Source organism: Microbacterium sp. ABRD28 (genome assembly GCF_003850245.1).
In the GTDB taxonomy this organism is placed as follows: domain Bacteria; phylum Actinomycetota; class Actinomycetes; order Actinomycetales; family Microbacteriaceae; genus Microbacterium.
Window position 1 is genome coordinate 200,733 of the sequence record NZ_CP031015.1, and the last position, 18,451, is coordinate 219,183.

Annotated in this window: 11 protein-coding genes; 1 reads left to right on the forward strand and 10 read right to left on the reverse strand. The window is 73.0% G+C overall.

Annotated elements, in window-relative coordinates; genetic code table 11:
* The 9 genes from DT073_RS16125 to DT073_RS01110 form a co-directional block, all read right to left on the reverse strand.
* Positions 1-2,064, reverse strand: coding sequence for a DUF5684 domain-containing protein (locus tag DT073_RS16125; RefSeq protein ID WP_124291719.1), 2,064 nt, complete (start codon positions 2,062-2,064; stop codon positions 1-3).
* Positions 2,061-4,580, reverse strand: a complete 2,520-nt coding sequence (locus DT073_RS01075) for a transglutaminase TgpA family protein (RefSeq protein ID WP_240638669.1) — start codon at positions 4,578-4,580, stop codon at positions 2,061-2,063. Before DT073_RS01075 ends, DT073_RS16125 begins: the two co-directional genes overlap by 4 nt.
* On the reverse strand, positions 4,577-5,986 hold the full coding sequence (locus DT073_RS01080) for a DUF58 domain-containing protein (RefSeq protein ID WP_124291720.1): 1,410 nt from the start codon (positions 5,984-5,986) through the stop codon (positions 4,577-4,579). The genes DT073_RS01075 and DT073_RS01080 overlap by 4 nt, the downstream gene beginning before the upstream one ends.
* A gap of 16 nt (positions 5,987-6,002) precedes the next feature.
* Positions 6,003-6,971: an AAA family ATPase gene (locus DT073_RS01085; protein WP_124291721.1), complete on the reverse strand. Its 969-nt coding sequence runs from the start codon at positions 6,969-6,971 to the stop codon at positions 6,003-6,005.
* A gap of 34 nt (positions 6,972-7,005) precedes the next feature.
* Positions 7,006-13,023 carry an Ig-like domain-containing protein gene (locus tag DT073_RS01090; protein ID WP_124291722.1) on the reverse strand — a complete coding sequence of 2,006 codons (6,018 nt, stop codon included), beginning with the start codon at positions 13,021-13,023 and terminating at the stop codon, positions 7,006-7,008.
* The gene (locus DT073_RS01095) at positions 13,023-14,159 is read right to left on the reverse strand and encodes a serine/threonine-protein kinase (protein WP_124291723.1); all 1,137 of its coding nucleotides are present in this window, start codon (positions 14,157-14,159) and stop codon (positions 13,023-13,025) included. The genes DT073_RS01090 and DT073_RS01095 overlap by 1 nt, the downstream gene beginning before the upstream one ends.
* A 158-nt stretch (positions 14,160-14,317) precedes the next feature.
* Positions 14,318-14,977, reverse strand: coding sequence for a spermidine/putrescine ABC transporter substrate-binding protein (locus tag DT073_RS01100; RefSeq protein WP_124294276.1), 660 nt, complete (start codon positions 14,975-14,977; stop codon positions 14,318-14,320).
* A gap of 31 nt (positions 14,978-15,008) precedes the next feature.
* Positions 15,009-15,548, reverse strand: a complete 540-nt coding sequence (locus tag DT073_RS01105) for a DUF6121 family protein (RefSeq protein ID WP_124291724.1) — start codon at positions 15,546-15,548, stop codon at positions 15,009-15,011.
* Positions 15,549-15,609: 61 nt separating this feature from the next.
* Positions 15,610-16,725 carry an ABC transporter gene (locus DT073_RS01110; RefSeq protein ID WP_124291725.1) on the reverse strand — a complete coding sequence of 372 codons (1,116 nt, stop codon included), beginning with the start codon at positions 16,723-16,725 and terminating at the stop codon, positions 15,610-15,612.
* 215 nt (positions 16,726-16,940) lie between these two features.
* On the opposite strand from DT073_RS01110, the gene DT073_RS01115 reads away from it, so the two are divergent.
* The gene (locus tag DT073_RS01115) at positions 16,941-17,561 is read left to right on the forward strand and encodes a hypothetical protein (protein WP_124291726.1); all 621 of its coding nucleotides are present in this window, start codon (positions 16,941-16,943) and stop codon (positions 17,559-17,561) included.
* 9 nt (positions 17,562-17,570) lie between these two features.
* Here the strand turns inward: DT073_RS01115 and DT073_RS01120 are convergent, their stop codons facing one another.
* Positions 17,571-18,320, reverse strand: a complete 750-nt coding sequence (locus DT073_RS01120) for a hypothetical protein (RefSeq protein ID WP_240638670.1) — start codon at positions 18,318-18,320, stop codon at positions 17,571-17,573.
* Positions 18,321-18,451: the final 131 nt, after the last annotated feature.

The window sequence follows — 18,451 nt, forward strand, 5'->3', positions numbered from 1 at the left end:
TCAGCTGTTGCTGCGCACCAGGCGGATCTCGGCGTCACCGAGGAAGAACCGGTCCCCCGCCTCGACCTCGACCCCCGAGGGAGCCTCGACCTCGGTCCCCATCAGAGTCGCGAACACGACGCCGTTGGTGGAGCCGAGATCGAGGATGTACCAGGTGTCCTTTCGCAGTTCCAGGCGGGCGTGCGTGCTCGAGACCGTGGAGTCGTCGATCCGGATCAGCTGAGCCCGCGGGTGATCGGGATCGGGCAGGGGCTTACGGCCGAGGATCGCGACGTCGGAGGTGATCGCGATCGACTCCCCCGCGGGCGTGACGACCGCCCAGTTCGTCCGGCGGCGGCGCGCGACGATCGTCTGGTCGAGACCGTCGTCGAGGTCGGGCACCCCGGGCCGGGCGTACTGCGCCGAGACCGCTCCGCCTGCGGCCCGGGGGGTGCCGGCCACCGGTGCGCCGGCGATCGCGGACACCGGACCGGAGGTCTCGGGGAACGGCTCGGATTCGGGCATCGGCGAGTGCGCGGGCCGCCACGGCTCGTCATCGTCGGGCGCCGAGGGCGCAGGGCCGGCCTCGGGAGCCGGATCTGCGGACGGCATCCGGGTCAGGGGCGCCTGGAAGAGCGGGACGGATGACGCGGGGTCGGCGTCTTCGCCGGCATCCGTCGTATCGGCGGTGCCGCGACGACGGATGCCCGGGACGTCCTCGCCGCCGGCGGACGGCGTCGCGCCGTCGGAGGGAGCGGCGCCGTCGGAGGGGGTGACGGCGCCGGGGACGGCGGCGATCGGTGCGGGCGCCCCGGTGACGGCTCCGGTGACCTCTCCGGTGACGTCCTGGTCGAGGACGAATCCGTTCCACACCGACGCGGAACGACGGATCTCGGCGCGCGAGGCGGCAGCGCCGCCCGGTTCCGACGCGGCATCGGGCTCGCGCTCGTCGGCGCGGGCGCCGGAGACCCCCGCGGCGACGGCCTCGGCCCCGGAGGCGCCCTCGACCGGCGGGGCGGGGGGCGCCTCGTCGACATCCCCGCTCGCTGCGGGCTGCTCCGCCGGGTCGGGGTCCCACGACCGCACCGGGCGGAAGGGCTCGACCGACGGCCACACCGGTCCGGAACGCACCGGGCTGTCAGGTCGAGATGCGGCCGGCGCCGACGGCCACGACGGGAGGGAGGAGGGGTCGGATGCCGCCGGCGCGGCCTCCGACGCAGGCTCGGGATCCGTCGCCGGATCCGCTGCGGGCACGTCCTCCGCTGCGGGAGGGGTGAAACGCGGCGGCTCGGGCGCGGCGAACAATCCACTCAGCACGTCGTCATCGCCGGACTCCCGACCGGCTCCGGCCGACGCCGTCGCGATCGGCGCCGTGTCGCTGGGTTCGACCGCGAGGGTCGCGGCAGGAGGGGCCGCCCGGCGCGCCTCGTCGGTCGAGGATTCCTCGTCCAGTTCCGGATCGCCGAGATCGGCGTCAGCGGCCTCCCCCGCGCCGGCGCCACGGACGGTGTCCTCCCACGACGCCTCACTCCGGGTCGTCTCTCGCGAGCCGGCGTAATCGGGGGCCGGAAGGAGCGGGGTGTACACCGCTCCGCGCGCGGTCGGGACTCCGTAGACCCGGTCGTCGAACTCGTCCTCGTCCGAGCCGCCGGCCACGGAGACCGAGCCGCCGAGGTCGGGGTTGACGCTCCGGCGCGGGCCGGCGTCGTCGGTTCCCACCCACCGGGCCGATCCGAAGCCGAGTACCGAAGCCCACACCGGCAGGAGGAGCGCCGCCAGCACCGTCATCCCGGCGCCGTAGCCGAACTCCCGTCCGATGCGGTAGCAGGCGACGATCATCGCCACCCACATCAGCAGCGGCCCGAGCACGGGCAGCAGCAGGAGGAGCACCAGCCACCCCGAGAAGCCGCCGAGCTGCAGCAGCACCGCGATGTTCAGGATCGGCACCCACGCCTTCCAGCTCTGCTCGCCGGACTTGCGGAAGACCGCGCCCAGAGCCAGGGCGGTCCACACGTAGAGCACGACCGCGACGAGGGCGCTGGAGACCCCCAGTGTCACGACCAGCGATGCGTCGGTTGCGCTCATGTCGTTGCGCGCGCAGGGAGGAGTCCCCGGCGCTTCCCCCTCTCGACGGTGCGCGGGCTGTCGCCCCCAGGCGACAGATGTCGGATGAACGATCTCAACGATACGGTCGCGGCAAGTCCGCGCCAGAAGCCACGCTCACGGCGCAGCCGCCGCCGCTCCCCGTCGACGCCCCGCCAGAACTCGCGGACGTCGGCGTCGGAGAGGTCGGATCGCGAGAAGACCGCGCGATCGGCGGTGACCGCGAGCGCCCGTCCCGTCGGCGAATCGAGGCCGGCGGCGAACTCCGTTCGGGTCAGTGACGCGGGGGCGTCCCGGCCGGCATCGACCGCCGCGTCGACGTACTCGTCCCACCCGGAGGCCACGCGCGTGAGCGCGTCTCCGCGACGACGCCGGCCCCGCCGCCGCAGCGACTTGGCGAGGATGATCGCCAGGAACGGCCCGAGGACGAGCACCAGGATGAGGAGCACGAGGCCGGTGATCCGCAGGATCGGCCAGAGCCATGCGAGGTCCAGACCCGCCTGATCCTCGTCGGTGTCGTCGCGCGCCGAGTCCTCCTGGGTCGGGTCGGGCGGCACGACCTCCTCGACCGGGTCGGGGAGCACCTCCGTGACGTTCTCGGGGTCCCGCTGCTCGGTGACCTCGAGGCTCGGTGACTGCGCGTACTGCGGGGTGACGTCGATGGGCACCCAGCGTCCGTCGCTTCCCTGCACCTCTGTCCAGGCCGAGATGTCCTGCGCGCGGCACGCGCCGGACTCGCACACCGACACACCCGTGTCGGCCGATGCCAGTCGCGCGCCGACGACGACCCGCGAGGGGAAACCGACCTCTCGCGCGATGAGGGCGACGGCGACCGCGAACTGCTCGTCGTCACCGATCGCGGCGACGTAGTTGCCGGTCTCTGCGGCGCGCGGGTCGCTCTCTCGTTCGAGGAGGGTGTCGAACATGTCGTCGATGCGGGCGAGCGAGTGCCCGGCGGTGCTCGGCTGGAACCGGTAGTCGGGCAGGTCGCTCATCCACAGCGGGGGCTGCTCGCCGATCTCGAGCGCGTGGCTGAGGTAGCCGCGCTCGCGCAGCAGCGACACGAGACCCTCGAGGGCCGCGCCGCCCTCTCCGGCGGCATGCCGCTCGACCCATCGCGAGAGGTTCTCGGGTGCGGCCGGGGCGCCGTCATTCGGGGCGCCCGGCGCGGTGAGGCTCGACAGGGCGGGGAGCGCGGGCTCGACCCCCGCCACGGTGTACCGGTCGCCCGGGGCGAGCCCGCCGTCGGCGGTCTGCACGGCCGCGGCGAGCTCGGCGTTGTAGTAGAACCGGTCGGTGAGGGCGTCGGCCCGATCGCCGTCGAAGCGCACCGAGGCGACCCGGCCGAGCGTCGGCATCCAGATCCCCTCCCACTCGCCGATCTCGATTCCGGCCGTCGCCGGAGTGCCGGCTCCGGGATCGAGCGCGGAGGGGAGCCGCACGAACCGGGATGCCGCATCGGCGCCGCTGCGGAAGACCTCGCCGTCGTAGGTGTCGAGGGTCGCCAGCCGCACGCGATCGGGCACCTGCTCTGCGTCGGTGGTGACGGTGAAGAGCACGTCGCCTGCCCGATCGTCGGCGAACAGGGCACGGTATTCGGCGAGGGGGCTGACCTCGCGCGAGAGGTCGAGGTCGGGTCCGGTCGTCGAGCGCAGCACGTCGCGCGACCCGCCCTGAACGAGGAGCGGCACGACCCCGGCGCCGACCACGAGGGCGATGACGATCATGCCCGCGCCGAGCAGGGTGCGGCGCCGCTCGCTCCGCGAGGGGCGGCGGGTGATGCGGACTCCGCTGGAGAGCGCCGCGCGCTGCAGGGCGCGGGTGCGTTCGTCATGGCTCCGCCACGCCATCCACAGGATGCCGGTGAGCACCGCCAGGGCCCCGACCGCCGTCTCGACGGGCGCGGTCAGGGTGAACGGCCCGATCGCGAGCGGAGGGCTCACGACCGCCTGCCCGAAGAGCAGGCCGAAGCCGGTCATCGCCAGACCCACGGGCACCGCGGCGTAGGCGAGGCGGTCTTCGCGCCACGACAGCCGGAGCGCGGCCGCCGTGCCGACGAGGAAGACCACGAGGGCGGGGACGAGGAGGTTGCGGTACGACCCGACCGGCAGCTCGACGGTGACGAGGTCCTTCCAGCCGACGACGGCGCCCGCACCGAGCTCGGCGAGCCCCCTGAGGAACTCCCCCGGGCCGGTCAGGCGGGCGGGGACGGCGACGGGGACGCCCACGACGACGAAGACGCCCGCCAGGAGGGCGGCCACGAGCCATCCGCTCCATCGCCGCAGGTGCGCGAGGACCGCGATCGCGGCGGCGAGCGAGGCGGCGACCGCGACGAGGAGGATGAACGAGGTCGACCGGTAGACCGGCCATGCCGCCACGGCGGCGATGAGCACCATGAGCAGGGTGAACACACCCCCCGCGATCAGGCGCGGGATGTCGCCCTGCCGCTCCGTGCGGTTGTCCGAGACGCGCTCGGGTGCCTCGGCGACCCGGCTCACGAGGCCGCTCCCCGCACCAGGAGGCCCGAGAGATCGTCGAGCGTGCCGACGGTGAGCACGCTCAGCCCCGTGAGCACCCGCATGCGCGGGTGGGCCCGCTCGTCGCAGATGACCGCGGCCACGGCGGTGTCGGCGGGGAAGGTGAGCGCGGCCTGCTGCAGGCGTGGCAGGGTCACGGTCGACCCGACGACGAGGAAGGCCACCGACAGCCGCTCATTGGCCTCGGCCGTCAGCCGGCAGACGTCGACGATCGGCATGGTGCTCTCGAGCCGTTCGACCCCGCTGAAGCCGTCGAGCATCGCGCGCGGCGAGATGGTCGGCAGGTGACGGATGGCGCGGAGCCGCCCCCGCACGACGCGGGGGATCTCCGACCCCACCACGATGTCGAGGTCACGGGCGTCGCGGACGGCACGGAGGCCGAGCGAGGCGGCGGTGCTGACGGCGAGCTCGAACTCGTCGTCGTCGAGGTACTCGTTCTCGGCGACGCCGAGCACCACCGCCATGCGCGAGCGCCGCGTCTCTTCGTACTGGCGCACCATCAGGCGGCCGGTCTTGGCGGTGGACTTCCAGTGGATGTGCCGGCGGGAATCACCCGCGGTGTACTCGCGGATGGCGTGGAACGACATGTCCGCGTCGACGAGCCGCCGGGTGGGGCTCCCCTCGAGGTCGCGGACGAGACCGGCGCTCGTGGAGGGCAGGGCGACGGTGCGCGGGTGGACGAACACCTCGTGCACGTCGTCGAAGCTGTGCTCACGGCGGAGGAGCCCGAGCGGGTCGGATCGCACCGTCGTCGCGGGCCCGACCGGTACGATGCCGCGCCGGAGCGAGGGGATGTCCAGCGGCTGGGCAACGGTGTGGCCGGGGCGGAGGAGCGGCACGCCGAACTCGATCAGCCCCCGGCCGACCGGGATATCCAGCCGCCCGGGGAGGGCGATCCGCCGGCTGTCGTTGCGGACGGTGATCTCACCGGAGATCCCCTGACCGGCGACGACCCGCTCGTGCGTGAGGGCGAGGTCGACGTCGTAGGCGCGGGCGCCGAAGAGGAACGGGATGCTGAGGACGACCAGCACCAGCGAGATGCCGCCGGCGACCACCCACTCCGTCCAGCCGAACACGATCCCGATCACCAGGCCCACCGTGGCGGCCAGCGCGACGAGCGCGCCCGCGGGACGGATCGTCCGCGCTGCCCACGAGGCGGCGACCCGCGAGGCGTCGCCCACGGCCCGCCCGGCCGCGGTGACGGCGACCGCCGCGCGGACGAGGCGACCGGAGCGTCCCCCTGGCGCCAGCTGCGTGGTGCTCTGCAGCCCCGTCCCCTGCACGGTGCTGTGCAGGGTGTGCCCGCCCGCGCCCGTCCGCCCCCCGGTGCGGGAGGTGCGGGTCACGCGGGATTCGGTGGCGCTCATGGATCGGGTTCAGGCCTCAGACCGTGGCTTCGCGGCGGGTCGGGGGCGCGACATCCAGCAGCACCTGGCCGACGACGGCCTCGGGGGTCACGCCGTCGAACTCGGCCTCGGGCTGGAGGATGAGGCGGTGCGAGAGCACCGCGACGGCGAGCGCCTTGACGTCGTCGGGGGTGGCGTAGGTGCGGCCCTGCGAGGCGGCGCGGGTGCGGGTCGCGCGGGTGAGGGCGAGGGCGCCGCGGATGCTGACGCCGAGCCGCACCTCGTCCGCCGAGCGGGTGCCGTCGACCAGTCGCGCGATGTAGTCGAGGACGAGCGCGTCGACGTAGACGTTCGCGGCGAGATCGGCCATCCCCACGAGGGCCTGCGGGGTGATGACCGCCGGCAGGTCGGAGGTGGCGACTGCAGCGCCGTCGAGGATGCGCACGGTCGCGGCGTGGTCGGGGTAGCCGAGCGAGGTGCGCATGAGGAACCGGTCGAGCTGCGCCTCGGGAAGACGGTAGGTCCCCGCCTGCTCGACCGGGTTCTGCGTGGCGAGCACGAGGAAGGGCACACCCACCTGACGGCTCACGCCGTCGACGGTGACCCGGCCCTCCTCCATGACCTCCAGGAGCGCCGCCTGCGTCTTCGGGCTCGCGCGGTTGATCTCGTCGGCGAGGACGATGTTGGCGAAGATCGGACCGGCGTGGAACTCGAACGTTCCGCTCTTCTGGTCGTAGACCGAGATGCCGGTGATGTCGCCGGGGAGCAGGTCGGGGGTGAACTGGATGCGGGTGTTGGTGCCCTGCACCGACTGCGCCATCGCCCGGGCCAGCGAGGTCTTGCCGGTGCCGGGGACGTCTTCGAGGAGCACGTGACCGTCGCTGAGCATCGCCGTCAGCACCAGCTCGACGACGTGGCGCTTGCCGAGCACCGCGCGTTCGACGTTGTCGGCGAGCTGGCTGAAGGTCTGCGCGAACCAGGTGGCCTGCTCCTGCGTGATGGTCATCGTGTCGTTCCTCGGTTGTCGGTGGAGCGTGAGATCAGGGGGTGGGAGGGGCGCCGCCGTCGCCGGGCTGGCAGTCGGCCGGGAACCGTTCGGTGACGTTCTGCAGGCCCCAGCCGCGAGCCGACCAGTCCACGGTCACGGTGATGCCCTCGACACGGTCGGCCCCGACCGGCACAGCGAACGAGTCGGCGGTGTGCGGCAGGACGTTGTTGTCGGCGTCGAAGTACCGCAGGTTCGCCGGGCTGAAGGTGATGGCCGCGCCGTTGCCGCCGGGCCCCGTCGACGAGTCGCCCACGAGCGTGAGGGTGCTCCCGCCGACGCACGAGGTCGCCCGCCACGTCGCGGTCATCTGCCATGGGGCGCTCCCCTCGCGCGGCGTCACGGTCGCCTCGGCCGAGCGGGTGCCCCAGAACTGGTGCTCGTACCACACCCGGACGCGGGGGTCCTGTCCGAAGACGCTCGAGGGCAGGCCGGAGAAGCGCACCTGATTGCGGTTGGGGATCTCCTCGTTCGAGGTCGGCTGGTCGCGGATGACCCAGTCCGCCCGGTTGCCCGAGACGTTCGGCCGACCGTCGACGACGAAGGTGTACCCGGTCGGTGCCGCCGCCGACTGCGCCGCGCGGACCGTCGCGGTCGCGGTCGCCGTGCCGTAGACCTCGCCCTGGTAGACCGATTCGACGCACATCTCGAACTCGTACTCTTCGCCGTCCTCGAGGCCCGGGAAGGTCGCGGTCGCCCCGTTGTCGGCGGGGACGCAGCGGTCACCCTCCGGGACGATGCCGAAACGCAGGGTGGAACCCGCACCGTTGGGTCCGGCGCTCGCACGTGCGGTGACCGTCGAGGTGCCCTCGCCGTCGGAGACGGAGTCGAGGTCCAGCGCGGGGTTCAGCGGTGCGCCCACGCCGTTGGCGTTCACCGTGACCGAAGCGCCGGCGTTCACGCCGCCACCGCCGAGGCCGGGCGGACGGTCGAAGCGCGAGTACGGCGTGACGGTCACGGGCGTGGGGGCGTTGGATCCCACACGGTACGAGCGGACGTCGACCGTGGTGTCACGACTGCCGACGTTCACCACCGAGCGGTCGCCGGTGGGACTGGTGATCTCCAGCGACCCGGTGCGGGAGGGATCGATCCCCTCGATCCGTAGCGAGACGTACCCGCCCTCGCCGCGCGTTTCGAGCGGGGCCCACTGCACTCTGCCCGGCGCGGGCGGCGCGTCGTAGGCCCACGCCTCGGTGCGCACCGGACCGCGCGACTCGCCGACGGCGTTGACCGCGACCGCCTCGTAGGTACGTCGCTCGCCGTTGGGCGCCGAGATGGGCGGGCACGATCCGGCAGGACCGCATTCGGCGACCACCTGGCCGTTGAAGCGGATGCGGAAGCCGCTCAGCCCCGGGTAGGCCAGCCGGGCGTCGCCCGGGTCGACGCGGAGCGTGACGGTCTCGTTGCCGAACGCCGTCTGCACGAGCGCGGCCGGCGGCCGCGGGAATCCCTGGAGATCCAGCAGAAGGCGGCCGTCGCGCTCGCCCGCAGTGCGCCGGCCCTGCGCATCGACGACGGAGAACGTCGCCGAACAGGTCGCTCCCGGAGCATCCGGCGCCCACGACGCCACGACCGTGCGCGGCGACGACACCTGGAAGCTCACGCCCGCGCACGCGCCCGTCGGGCGGACGTCGACGACCTCGAGGGGCGTGCGCGGCAGCGGATTGATCTCTCCCGCACCGCCGATGACCGTGATGGTGCACGACGACCCGCTCGCCTGCGAGCACTGCTGGGTCACCGACCCGCCCTGCGGGAGGGTCGACGGCGCCTGGCCGACCCGCAGGATGAGCCGCGACGGCGCGGTGTTGGGGTGGCTCGACGCCGAGACCCCGACGACCTCCTCGCGTCCGGGCACCGCGGTGTCGGTGCCCGTCACGGTGACGATCGAGCCCTCGAGCGACACCTCGAACGCGCCGCCCGGGTACGACAGGGCGTACGCGATGCCGTCCCAGTCCTCGCGGAGCTGCCACGTGGTCATGTTCCGCAGATCGAAGGTGGCGGTCTCGCCCGGTCCGACGGTGAGGGCGCCGGGTCGCAGCTCGGGCTGCGGGTCCTGCGCCTCGACGAGGATCGGCACGGCGAGATAGCTGAAGTCCTCGGTCCCGGCCACCCGCACCGGCACCTGGCAGGCGTCGGTCCACGGCGCCCCCGCCCCGGCGTCGTACCGGATCTGCCCATCGCCGACGGCGGTGCAGACCGCCTCGCCACGCGCGCCGGAGGCCCGCACGTCGTCGCCGACCTCGAGCTCGGCGGTCCGCGGGATCGCGACGAGGTCGTCCATATCGAAAGTCACCGAGTCGAGCTCGGGCACCTCCACGGGGCGTGCGGACGACCGCAGCGCCAGCGACAGGTCGGCGTCGCCGGGAACGCGGAGGAAGCCGTAGCTGGTCACCTCACCGGAGGCCCCTTCACCGCTGACCGAGAACGGGATGACGCGGGTGGTGTCGGGGAGCGGACCCGAGATCTCCGCTCCGCGAACGGTGACATCGTCCGGTTCGCCCCAGAGATCCAGCTCGAGGTCGTTGATGTCGCCGCCCGACCAGGAGACGTTCCCCGAGAGCACGTCGACGCCGTCGACGAAGTCCTCGCGGGTCTCGGCGGTGAGCACAGTGTCCTCCACGATCGGGAAGTCCGGCACGCTCTCGCGCACGACCGTGACGACGATGAGCCCGCGACCGGTGTTGCCCGAGCTCGACGAGACGTCGTAGAGGAACGACATCGTGCCGGGCTCGGTTCCCGCCGCGATCACGACCTGGCTGTCGCCGACGGATCGGATCCGCTCCTCGAGCCGGGCGAACTCGGGGTTCTCCGAGCCGTCCTCGAGGGTCTCGGGCACGTCGGGCCGCACGTCGTCGACCGTCAGCTCTCCCATCGTGGGATCGCTGTCGTTGGAGAGCGGGTTGACGCGGATGGTGCTCTCGGCGCCCGCCTGCACCTGCACGTAATCGGTGAAGGTCACCGGGCTCGGGTTGGCGTCGCTGTCGAGCACGCCCACGCGCGCGATGCCCTCGCCGCGCTGACCGAACTCGTCGACAACGCGGTAGGGGAAGGTCACCTGGCCGCTGAAGCCCGACACGCTGGTGTAGACGATGGCGTCGCCGTCGGCCGAGATGGTGGCGACCCCCGACTCCGGCTGGGCGATGATGCGGTCGAGCGCCACCGCATCGCCGTCGGGGTCGACGCCGTAGCCGTCGAACTCGATCCGCGTCGACTGGCCGCTGAGGACGCGACCCTCCAGGGTGTCAGGAGCGGGAGCGCGATTCTCGTCATCGGGCAGCACCTGCACGATCACGCGCGCCTGATCCGACAGCGACGGCGCACCCGTGGTGTACACGTCGTAGTCGACGGCGTATTCGCCGGGCTCGTCGGGGGCGAGGTAGCGCAGCACGTCACCTGACCCGAAGGCCAGGGCCGCTGCGGAGGACGACGTCACCGTCGCGGGGTTGAGCGTGGGGCGTCCGCCGGCAGGGGCGACGTCGTTCTCGAGCACGGGGATGTCGATCTGCGTGCCGGCACGCACGACGACGGTGTCGTCCACCGCGATGGGAGCGAGCTCGGGTGCGGGAGGCAGCAGGTAGACGGTGGCCTGCCCCTCCACCGAGGAGCCCTGGTTCTCGGTGCCGTCGGTGACGGTGTAGGTGATCGTGCCGAGCCGCCCCGGCGAGCCGTCGGCGGTCGAACCCGACACGCGCAGGTAGTTCTGCGACAGCGTGTCGAACGACAGCGACGCTCCGGCGTCGGGCTGCGCCTGCACGTCGCTGAGGAGCAGGACGCGCCTCGTGGGGTTCGACACCGCGGCCAGGATGTCGAGCGTGGCATCCTGCTGCGGGCGGACGAAGGCGACCACCGGCGCCGTGGCCAGTTCGGTCGGGGCATCCGCTGCCAGCGCTGTGACGCGCACCGTGCCGTTCTCCTGTGTCGTGCCGTCGGTGACCGTCACATCGACGCGGTAGGTTCCGGGCTCTTCGGCGCGGAAGTCGAACGAGGTCGAGCCGCCGACGATCGTCGCGCTCGCGCGGGCGTCATCGAGCACGCGGACCGCATCCAGACGGACGGTTCCGGCGGTGCCGGTGACGTGGGGACCGACGTCGACGGTGGTGGTCGCCCCGATGATGTCGACGACGGCGAAGGACTGCATCGACAGCGTCGGCTGCGGCGACACCCGGATGACCAGCGACTTCGTCGCCACCGCGCCCCGGGTGTCGGCCACCGACACGACGATCTCGATGAGCTGCTCGGCGCCGCTGCCGTCGTCTGCATGCTGGTAGACGATGTCTCCCGCAGGGGTCGCGGCGACCTTGCCGACCCCCGAGGCGTTCTCGGCTGACAGCAGCAGCATCGGATCACCGTCGGGGTCGACCCAGCCCGTCATGACCGGCACGGTCACCGTGCCGCCCCGCGCGACCTCGGGGCTCGGCCACTCGGCGAGACACCGCTCGACGCCGCACCATACGGGAGCGCCGTTCTGCTCGTCACCGGCCACCAGCAGCGAGACCGTCGTCGGGCTCGAGGCGAGGCCGCCGGGGGCGGTGCCATCGGTCACGGCGTAGGAGAAACTCGCGGCCCCGCTCGCCCCGGGAGCGACGCGGACCGCGAGGCGCTGGCCGTCGTCGGTGATCGACACCGTCCCGAAGCCGGGGTCGAGCCCGGTCACCGAGGCCGGGTCGACGCTGAGGACGTCCTCGTTCGGATCGTGATCGTTCAGCAGCACGGGAAGGCTCACGAGCGCTCCGGGGCGCACTCCGAACGCGTCGGGCTCGGCGATCGGCGCCTTGGGGTCGATCACGACGCTCAGCTGCTCTTCGCTCGGCTGCGCATCGGAGACGACCTCGTCCTCGAGGCTCCACTGCTGGCTGGAGGGGACCAGACGCCCCTCGGGAACGGTCCAGACCCAGCCCGTCCGCGTCTCGTTGAGGATGACGGTGTCGCCGTTGGACGTGAAGACCGGGCGCCGCTGATCGGAGAGCTCCTGCCCCGCGTAGTCGAGCGGGCTGAGGGTGCCGCGCTCGGAGGTCCACAGCTGGCCGCCGAGGTCCCCCTCCGCCAGCCACGCGGCGTGGACCACGCCGTCTTGCACGAGAGGCTGGGCCGGGGTGCCGAGGAGCGTGGTGTCGCCCACCACCGGTTCGGGATCGCCGCCGTCGACGGGGATGCGCGCGAGCCCGGTGTCGGAGGCGAGGTACACCGCCTCCCCGTCGGGGTCGGGGGAACCGGCGACCACGGCTCCGGTGACCGGCGCGGGGCGCGCGGCATCCGTCCCCTCCACCAGGTACGACCCGTCCTCGCGATCCACCAGCACCCACGTGTCGCCGGCGCCGGTGATGGCGGGATCGGCGAGATCGTCGATCGACACGGCGTCGCGGGAACGCACGGTGGACGCGCCGATGTCGTAGGTCAGGACCGAGCCGTCGCCCTCGGAGAAGCTCAGGAGGATGCCGCGGTCATCGAGCGCGACGGCGTCGGCGGCGTACGACGGGGCGTCCTCGTCGTCGGACGGGAACGGCTCGAGCCGTGTGGCGGAGCCGCCCCCGTCGAGCGTGCCGGTGTACAGAACGCCCGACTCGGTCCGATAGACCACGAAGTCGCCCGCGGTGACGACCTCGACGGTGCCGTCCGGGGTGCTCGGCGACTCGCGAAGGGCCTCGTCGTCGAGGTCGACGGGGAGCGCCTCGTCGACGCGGGTCACCCGGCTGTTGCTTCCGGTGAAGAGGAACGTGCCCGAACGGGACTGGGCGACCTGGCTGGGGTCGGAGACGGTGCGGACGGTGTCGAGCTCGAGGATCGAGGTGTTCACCCGCGCATAGCGCGTGCCCTCGCCGGTCTGCAGCGCCCACACCGACGTGTCTACCGGCGGGGTCTCCTGCGCGTCGAGCCCCGGCCAGACGATGCTGGCCACCACGACCGTGGCCACCGCGACGCCGCCCGCCACGAGGGCGAGGAGAGGGCCGCGGCGGGGGATCCGCGCCGCGCGGGGACGCACGGCGTGCGCGGGTCGAGCCCGCCGCGCCGCCATCACAGCACCCCTGCCGCACGGAGGGCGGCGAGGACGACGGCGATGAGCGCAGCGGCGCCGGCACCGCCGAGGATCCACGGCAGGGCGCGGTGCGGTGCGGGCGCGGGGGCCGGTGACGACAGCGAGGTGTCCTCGTCGCGCAGCAGCGAGGCAACCCCCGTCGTCGCGGTCCGTTTGCGGGTCACCTCCCGCTCGAGACGGCTGCGCGCCGGGCCCCGCAGGGCGTCGTCGGACAGGTCGATGCCGCCGCTCGCGGCCCAGTCGGCCACGGGCACCTCCAGGGGGGTCGGCGACAGGCCGAGCCCCGCCTGAACCTCGCGGAGCGCGTCGGCGAACTCTCGCGAGGTGGTGTAGCGCTCACGCGGGTCGCGGCTCATCGCGCGGGCCAGCACGTCCTGCAGGGCATCGGGCACGTCGGCGCGGTTGATCGGGGTGTAGCTGGCCTTGGCGATGCGGCGCCGGAGGAGCTCCTTGGTGTTCTGGCCCTTCTCGCGCCGCTCGAACGGACTGTGGCCCGCCAGCAGCGAGTAGATCGTCGCGCCGAGACTCCACACCTCACTGGCGATCGTTCCGGCCGTCTCCTCGGCGACCACCTCGGGGGCACTCCACGGGATCGACATCGCCAGCACCTCTCCGGCGGTCACCCGCGCGAGCGAGGAGGAGATGCCGAAGTCGGCGAGCACCGGGGCACCGAAGGTGGTGACGAGGATGTTGCTGGGTTTGACGTCGCGGTGCACGAGCCCCGCCCGGTGGGCGGACTCCAGGGCGCTGGCCATCTTCACACCGATGGTGAGGACCTCGTCCACCGGCATCCGCTCGATCCGGTAGCGCTGGGCGAGGGAGCCCGGGCAGTACTCCATCACGATGTACGGGCGGCCGTCGGCGGAGATCCCGGCCTGGTAGACCGTCACGATCGACGGATGTGCTGACAGGTGGGCGAGGACGTCGGCCTCGGCGTTGAACATGCGCCGCAGCTCGGGGTCGCCCACGTCGCTGGGGAGGACCTTGACCGCGACGTCCCTCCGGGGCATGTCCTGCCCGTAGAGGAAGACGTCGGCGAAACCACCCGAGCCGAGGGGCCGGATGTACGACAGTCCCGGCAGGATCGGGGGTGCGGAGGGCAGGCGAGTCGTCACCGTATCCCCTCCCCGCACATCCGCCCGCCGACCGGCGGGATCACAGCGCAACGACGCTGGAAACCCGGCCATGCTAACAAAGCCTGCCTGCACCCTCGTCCAGGGCTGCGGAGAGCCTCGGTAACGGCTCGGGGATCCTCACAGACCCGCTCGCCCGCTCAGGGCAGAGGATTGGGGTCGTTCGGGTCGAACGGAGCGTCGAGCGACCGGGTCAGCTCGTCGAGCATCGCCTCGATCTGGGGCTCGACGTATTCGGTGACTCCGGCCTGGATGCGCAGGCGATGGTGCAGCAGGATGGTGCAGACTTCGCGCCCGACCATGTTGGCGTAGTCGTCGGCGAGCCCCACCTCCTGGCGGAGCGCCGCCTTGGCCTCCTCGGTGAGCGGGGGAAGCTCGGGCACGTCCGAATCGGCCTGGGCGGCGAGTCCCGACAGGGTGAACAGGAACGGCGCACCGGGCGTCGGTTCCGGGTCGAGCGGCAGACCTTCGAACTCGGGCTCGAGCCCCTCGGCGGGCCGGTAGCTGCGTGCGCGGTTGCGGGCGGCCTGCTGGTCGAGCTCGGCCTGGAGCATCGGGAGGTTCACGGCGGTGTACTCCGCGACGGCGTGGTCGACGATCGTCTTGATGCGGGTCGAGAGGCCGTGCTGCACCCCGTGCGGCACATCGGCGCCGAGCCCGGCGGCCGACAGGACGGGTGAGCCGAAGCAACGCCGGCACGGAGCGACGCGCCCTCGATGGGTCGCCGGCTCCCAGCGCGGCAACCACCGCAGCCAGGCGTCCACCGCCTGGCTGACCTGGGTCTCGAGCGACCGCTCCACCCCTACACGGTATCCCTGCGGATCGGCGGCGTCATGCGTCATCCCGCTCCTCCCCCTCCCAGGGCCACTGCGGCCGGCCGCCGCGGGTGCGCACCATCGCCACGCCGCTGACCCCGGCGATCGCCCCGGCCGCGGCGAGGACGAGTCCGAACCAGGATGCCGCGATGCCGCCGGCCACGGTCGAAGCGGTGCTCAGCTCCTCACCCGAGGCGACGACGGCGATCCAGACCACGACGACGTAGCCGAGATAGGCGCCGAGCCCCGTCCAGAGGGCGACGGAGTAGCGGGGCGACGCCGAGGCATTCGCGGGAGGCGGGGCGTCGGGCTGCGGAAGGAGCGGACGCGGCATGGCGCTCAGCAGAACGGCGGCGACCGCGAGTGTCGAGGCCGTGGCGGCGAAGACCCCCGGGAGCGGACCGAGACCCTGCACCTCGATGACGCTGCGATCGAGGGCGAGGCTGGTCATCCCCAGCCCGAAGATCATCAGGGCGACGTATCCCACGGTCGCGAACGTCACCGCGATGAGTGGGGGCACCGGCACGCGGGGGCGGTCGTCGACAGGCTCGATCACGTCAACCCGTCACTGCCGGCCGTCGCCTGCGTTCCAGCCTCGTCGCCTCAGCGCGCCCGGCTCACTGCCGGACGAGCTGGGGCCCCGCCTCGAGCGTGCGCTCGTACTCCCGCTGCGCCTCGTCGTTCAGCTCGGTGACCCGCCGTCCTCGCGATGCCACCCACGCGCCGAACCAGATCGTGAGCTCGCGTCCGAGGATGAACGCCACGATCGCCAGGGGTGCGAGCACCTGCTCGGCCGTGATCTCGGCACCCTCGCGCGCGGTGAGCGTCCAGAACGGCGCCTGGAAGAGCTGGCCCAGGATGTGACCCGCCCACGCGGCGAAGCCCACCAGCAGGCCGAAGATCACCCACGCGCCCCAGCGTCCGCGGTTGATGACGGCGCCGAGCAGCCAGAATGCGAGGAAGAAGACCAGGACGGGGATCCACAGCGACCAGCTCGCGAGGGCCGTCAGGGTCGTCGACACGAAGGTGTCGACCGTGACGTCTCCCGCGAGGGCGCCGAGACCCACCCAGGCGGCGAGGTAGAGCAGACCGAACACCAGTGCGGCCAGGAGGCCGATGGCGCCGGCCGCGGCGCGGTTGCCGCGGGGCCGGGGCGCCTCGGGCGCCTGCACGAAGATCGGCTGCGGCGCCGCGGTCTGCTGCGGCGGAAGGGGGGCGGAGACGACGGTGGGGGCGTCATATCCGCGGTCTGAGGCAGGTTCGCTCGGGGTCACCTGCGGGCGCGAGGATGCCGCGGCGGCACCGGCGGCGGCGCCTGCGGCGGCGGCGGGCGCGACGGAGCGGTCGGCGGAGGTGTCGGCCGAGGCCTCGTACGCCGCGAAGCGGTCGCGCTCGGCGTCGTCGCGGTAGTCGGCGGCGTCACGGTCGCCGGGAGCGTCCCACCGGGCGGTGGCGGGCTCGCTCGTCGGGGCGTAGGGCCGGTCATCCGCGGCGGGCGCGGCGGCCGCGCGGCCCTCACCGGCGTCGGTGTGCGCGGCGGAGTCGTGGGGCGAACCGTCGGTGGGGTGGCCGGGGTCGGCCTGGTCGGCCGCGCGGGCGGCGTCCTCGCGCACGGCGGCCTCGCGGGCGGCTTCGGCGTCGGCGAGACCCTCGTTCGCGCGCGTGACGACGTCGTCGTCCGCCGGACGGGGCTCCTCGACGGGGTCGCCGTACGACGACTTCGAATCACTCATCGTTCGCACTCCTCACGCGGGACTGGCGCCCCGCAGAGCGAAACTAGCGGCATCGATGCCCGGAACCGTGCAGGCGTGCCGCGCGGCGGCGGACCGATTCGCCGATCTGGCGCGAACCGACCCCTCCGGCGCCATTCCCGGATGGGAATATGCGGCCGACGGGCTTCTCCCGCGCGTCGCCGAGAGCCGTCGCGACGGGTTCGTAGAGTGTGGCCATGACGCACCGTGCGGTCGTCGCGGCAGCGGCGGCATCCGTCCTTCTTCTCACCCTGGTTCTCGGCGGCTGCGCGCCCGAGGAGGGTGACGAGGGTGCGTCCACCCCCTCGGCCGGGGCCTCGGCGACACCGACCTCCTCGAGCTCCGGTTCTCCCACTCCCTCCGCGACCCCCACGCCGTCTGTCGCCGTGGGGGCTGCGGCCGTGCCCGAGGATTGCGAGGCGCCGCTGTCGGAAGCTGTGCGCGCACAGCTGAGCGACGTGCCGCTGAACGATCCGGTGAACGGCGTGGCCGTCGGCCCTCAGACCGACGGGTCGCTGGTGTGCCTGTGGCGGGATCCCGGCGCCGACACCACCTTCCTGGAGACCTCCTACCTGCCGATGAACCGCGGGCCGGCACTCGACCTGCTGAACCAGCTGGCCGCGGACGAGGGGTTCACCTGCTACACCCCCGACGGGGGCACCCGCTGCGAGAAGACGTGGCAGAACGAGCAGTACCCCGTCACCGACGGACGGACGCTCTTCTGGCGTGACGACCTGCTCATCGACACGCGCTACTCGAATCTGGCCCCGAGCGGCTACACGGCGTCGATCGTCTCGTCGATCTGGCCTGCGGCGTAAGGCAGCCGATCAGCCCCAGAGTCGCGCCGCGATACGGCCGGCGTAATCCTCGGGGTGCCAGCCGCGCTCGACGCTCACGAGCCACCACCCGTCACGCAAGACGTGCGTCTCGATCGCGTCCGCGGTCGTCCGGGTGCAGGTGAGGCCGGGGGCGACGACGTTGCAGGCGAAACCCGCGCCGCGCAGGGCGGCCTCACCCGCGGCCGAGGCGTCGGGGGCGATGGTGGCGAGTGCCGTCTGCAGGGTCGCACCGTCGCGGGTGTGCCACCGGCACGAGACGCGGATGTCGGGGGCCAACGCCTCGACGAGGGGCGGCGCCGCGGTCTCGGGGACCGCCCCCGACTGGGCGAGCAGCGCCCCCGGGAACCAGGCGAGTTGCCGCCAGAGGTCGTCGGGGTAGATGTCCCGGCAGTCCAGGGGCGCCTCGCCGGCGAGGGCCGCCACCAGGGGGTCATCGGGCGGCGCCGCTTCGGCGCGGGCGGTGGCAGCGCGCAGGGTGTCGCCGGCCCAGGTCACCACGGTCGGGACCATCGGGGCGGCCAGCCACACCAGTGCTGCGACGACCGCCGCGCAGAGAAGTCCGACCGGAGCGGAGAGCCACAGGCTCCGACCCGGGATGCGCGCCACCTTCTTCCACCTCCGGATCCACGGTACGGCGGCGCACCCGCGCCGCGCGTGACGGCTCGCCGGGACGCGCACCTCTCCCGCCAGCCCCCGCGCGTCGGCGCTGCGCACATCAGCGCCGCCGCGCCGCGGCATCCGTCCGTCCCTCGCCGAGACACCACAACTCCGCCGAGGCACCACGCCGCGGGAGCGGACTCGGCGCGGATACGGTTTCTCGTCGCAAAGCCGAAGGGCCCCGGCGGATGCCGGGGCCCTTCGGGACGTAC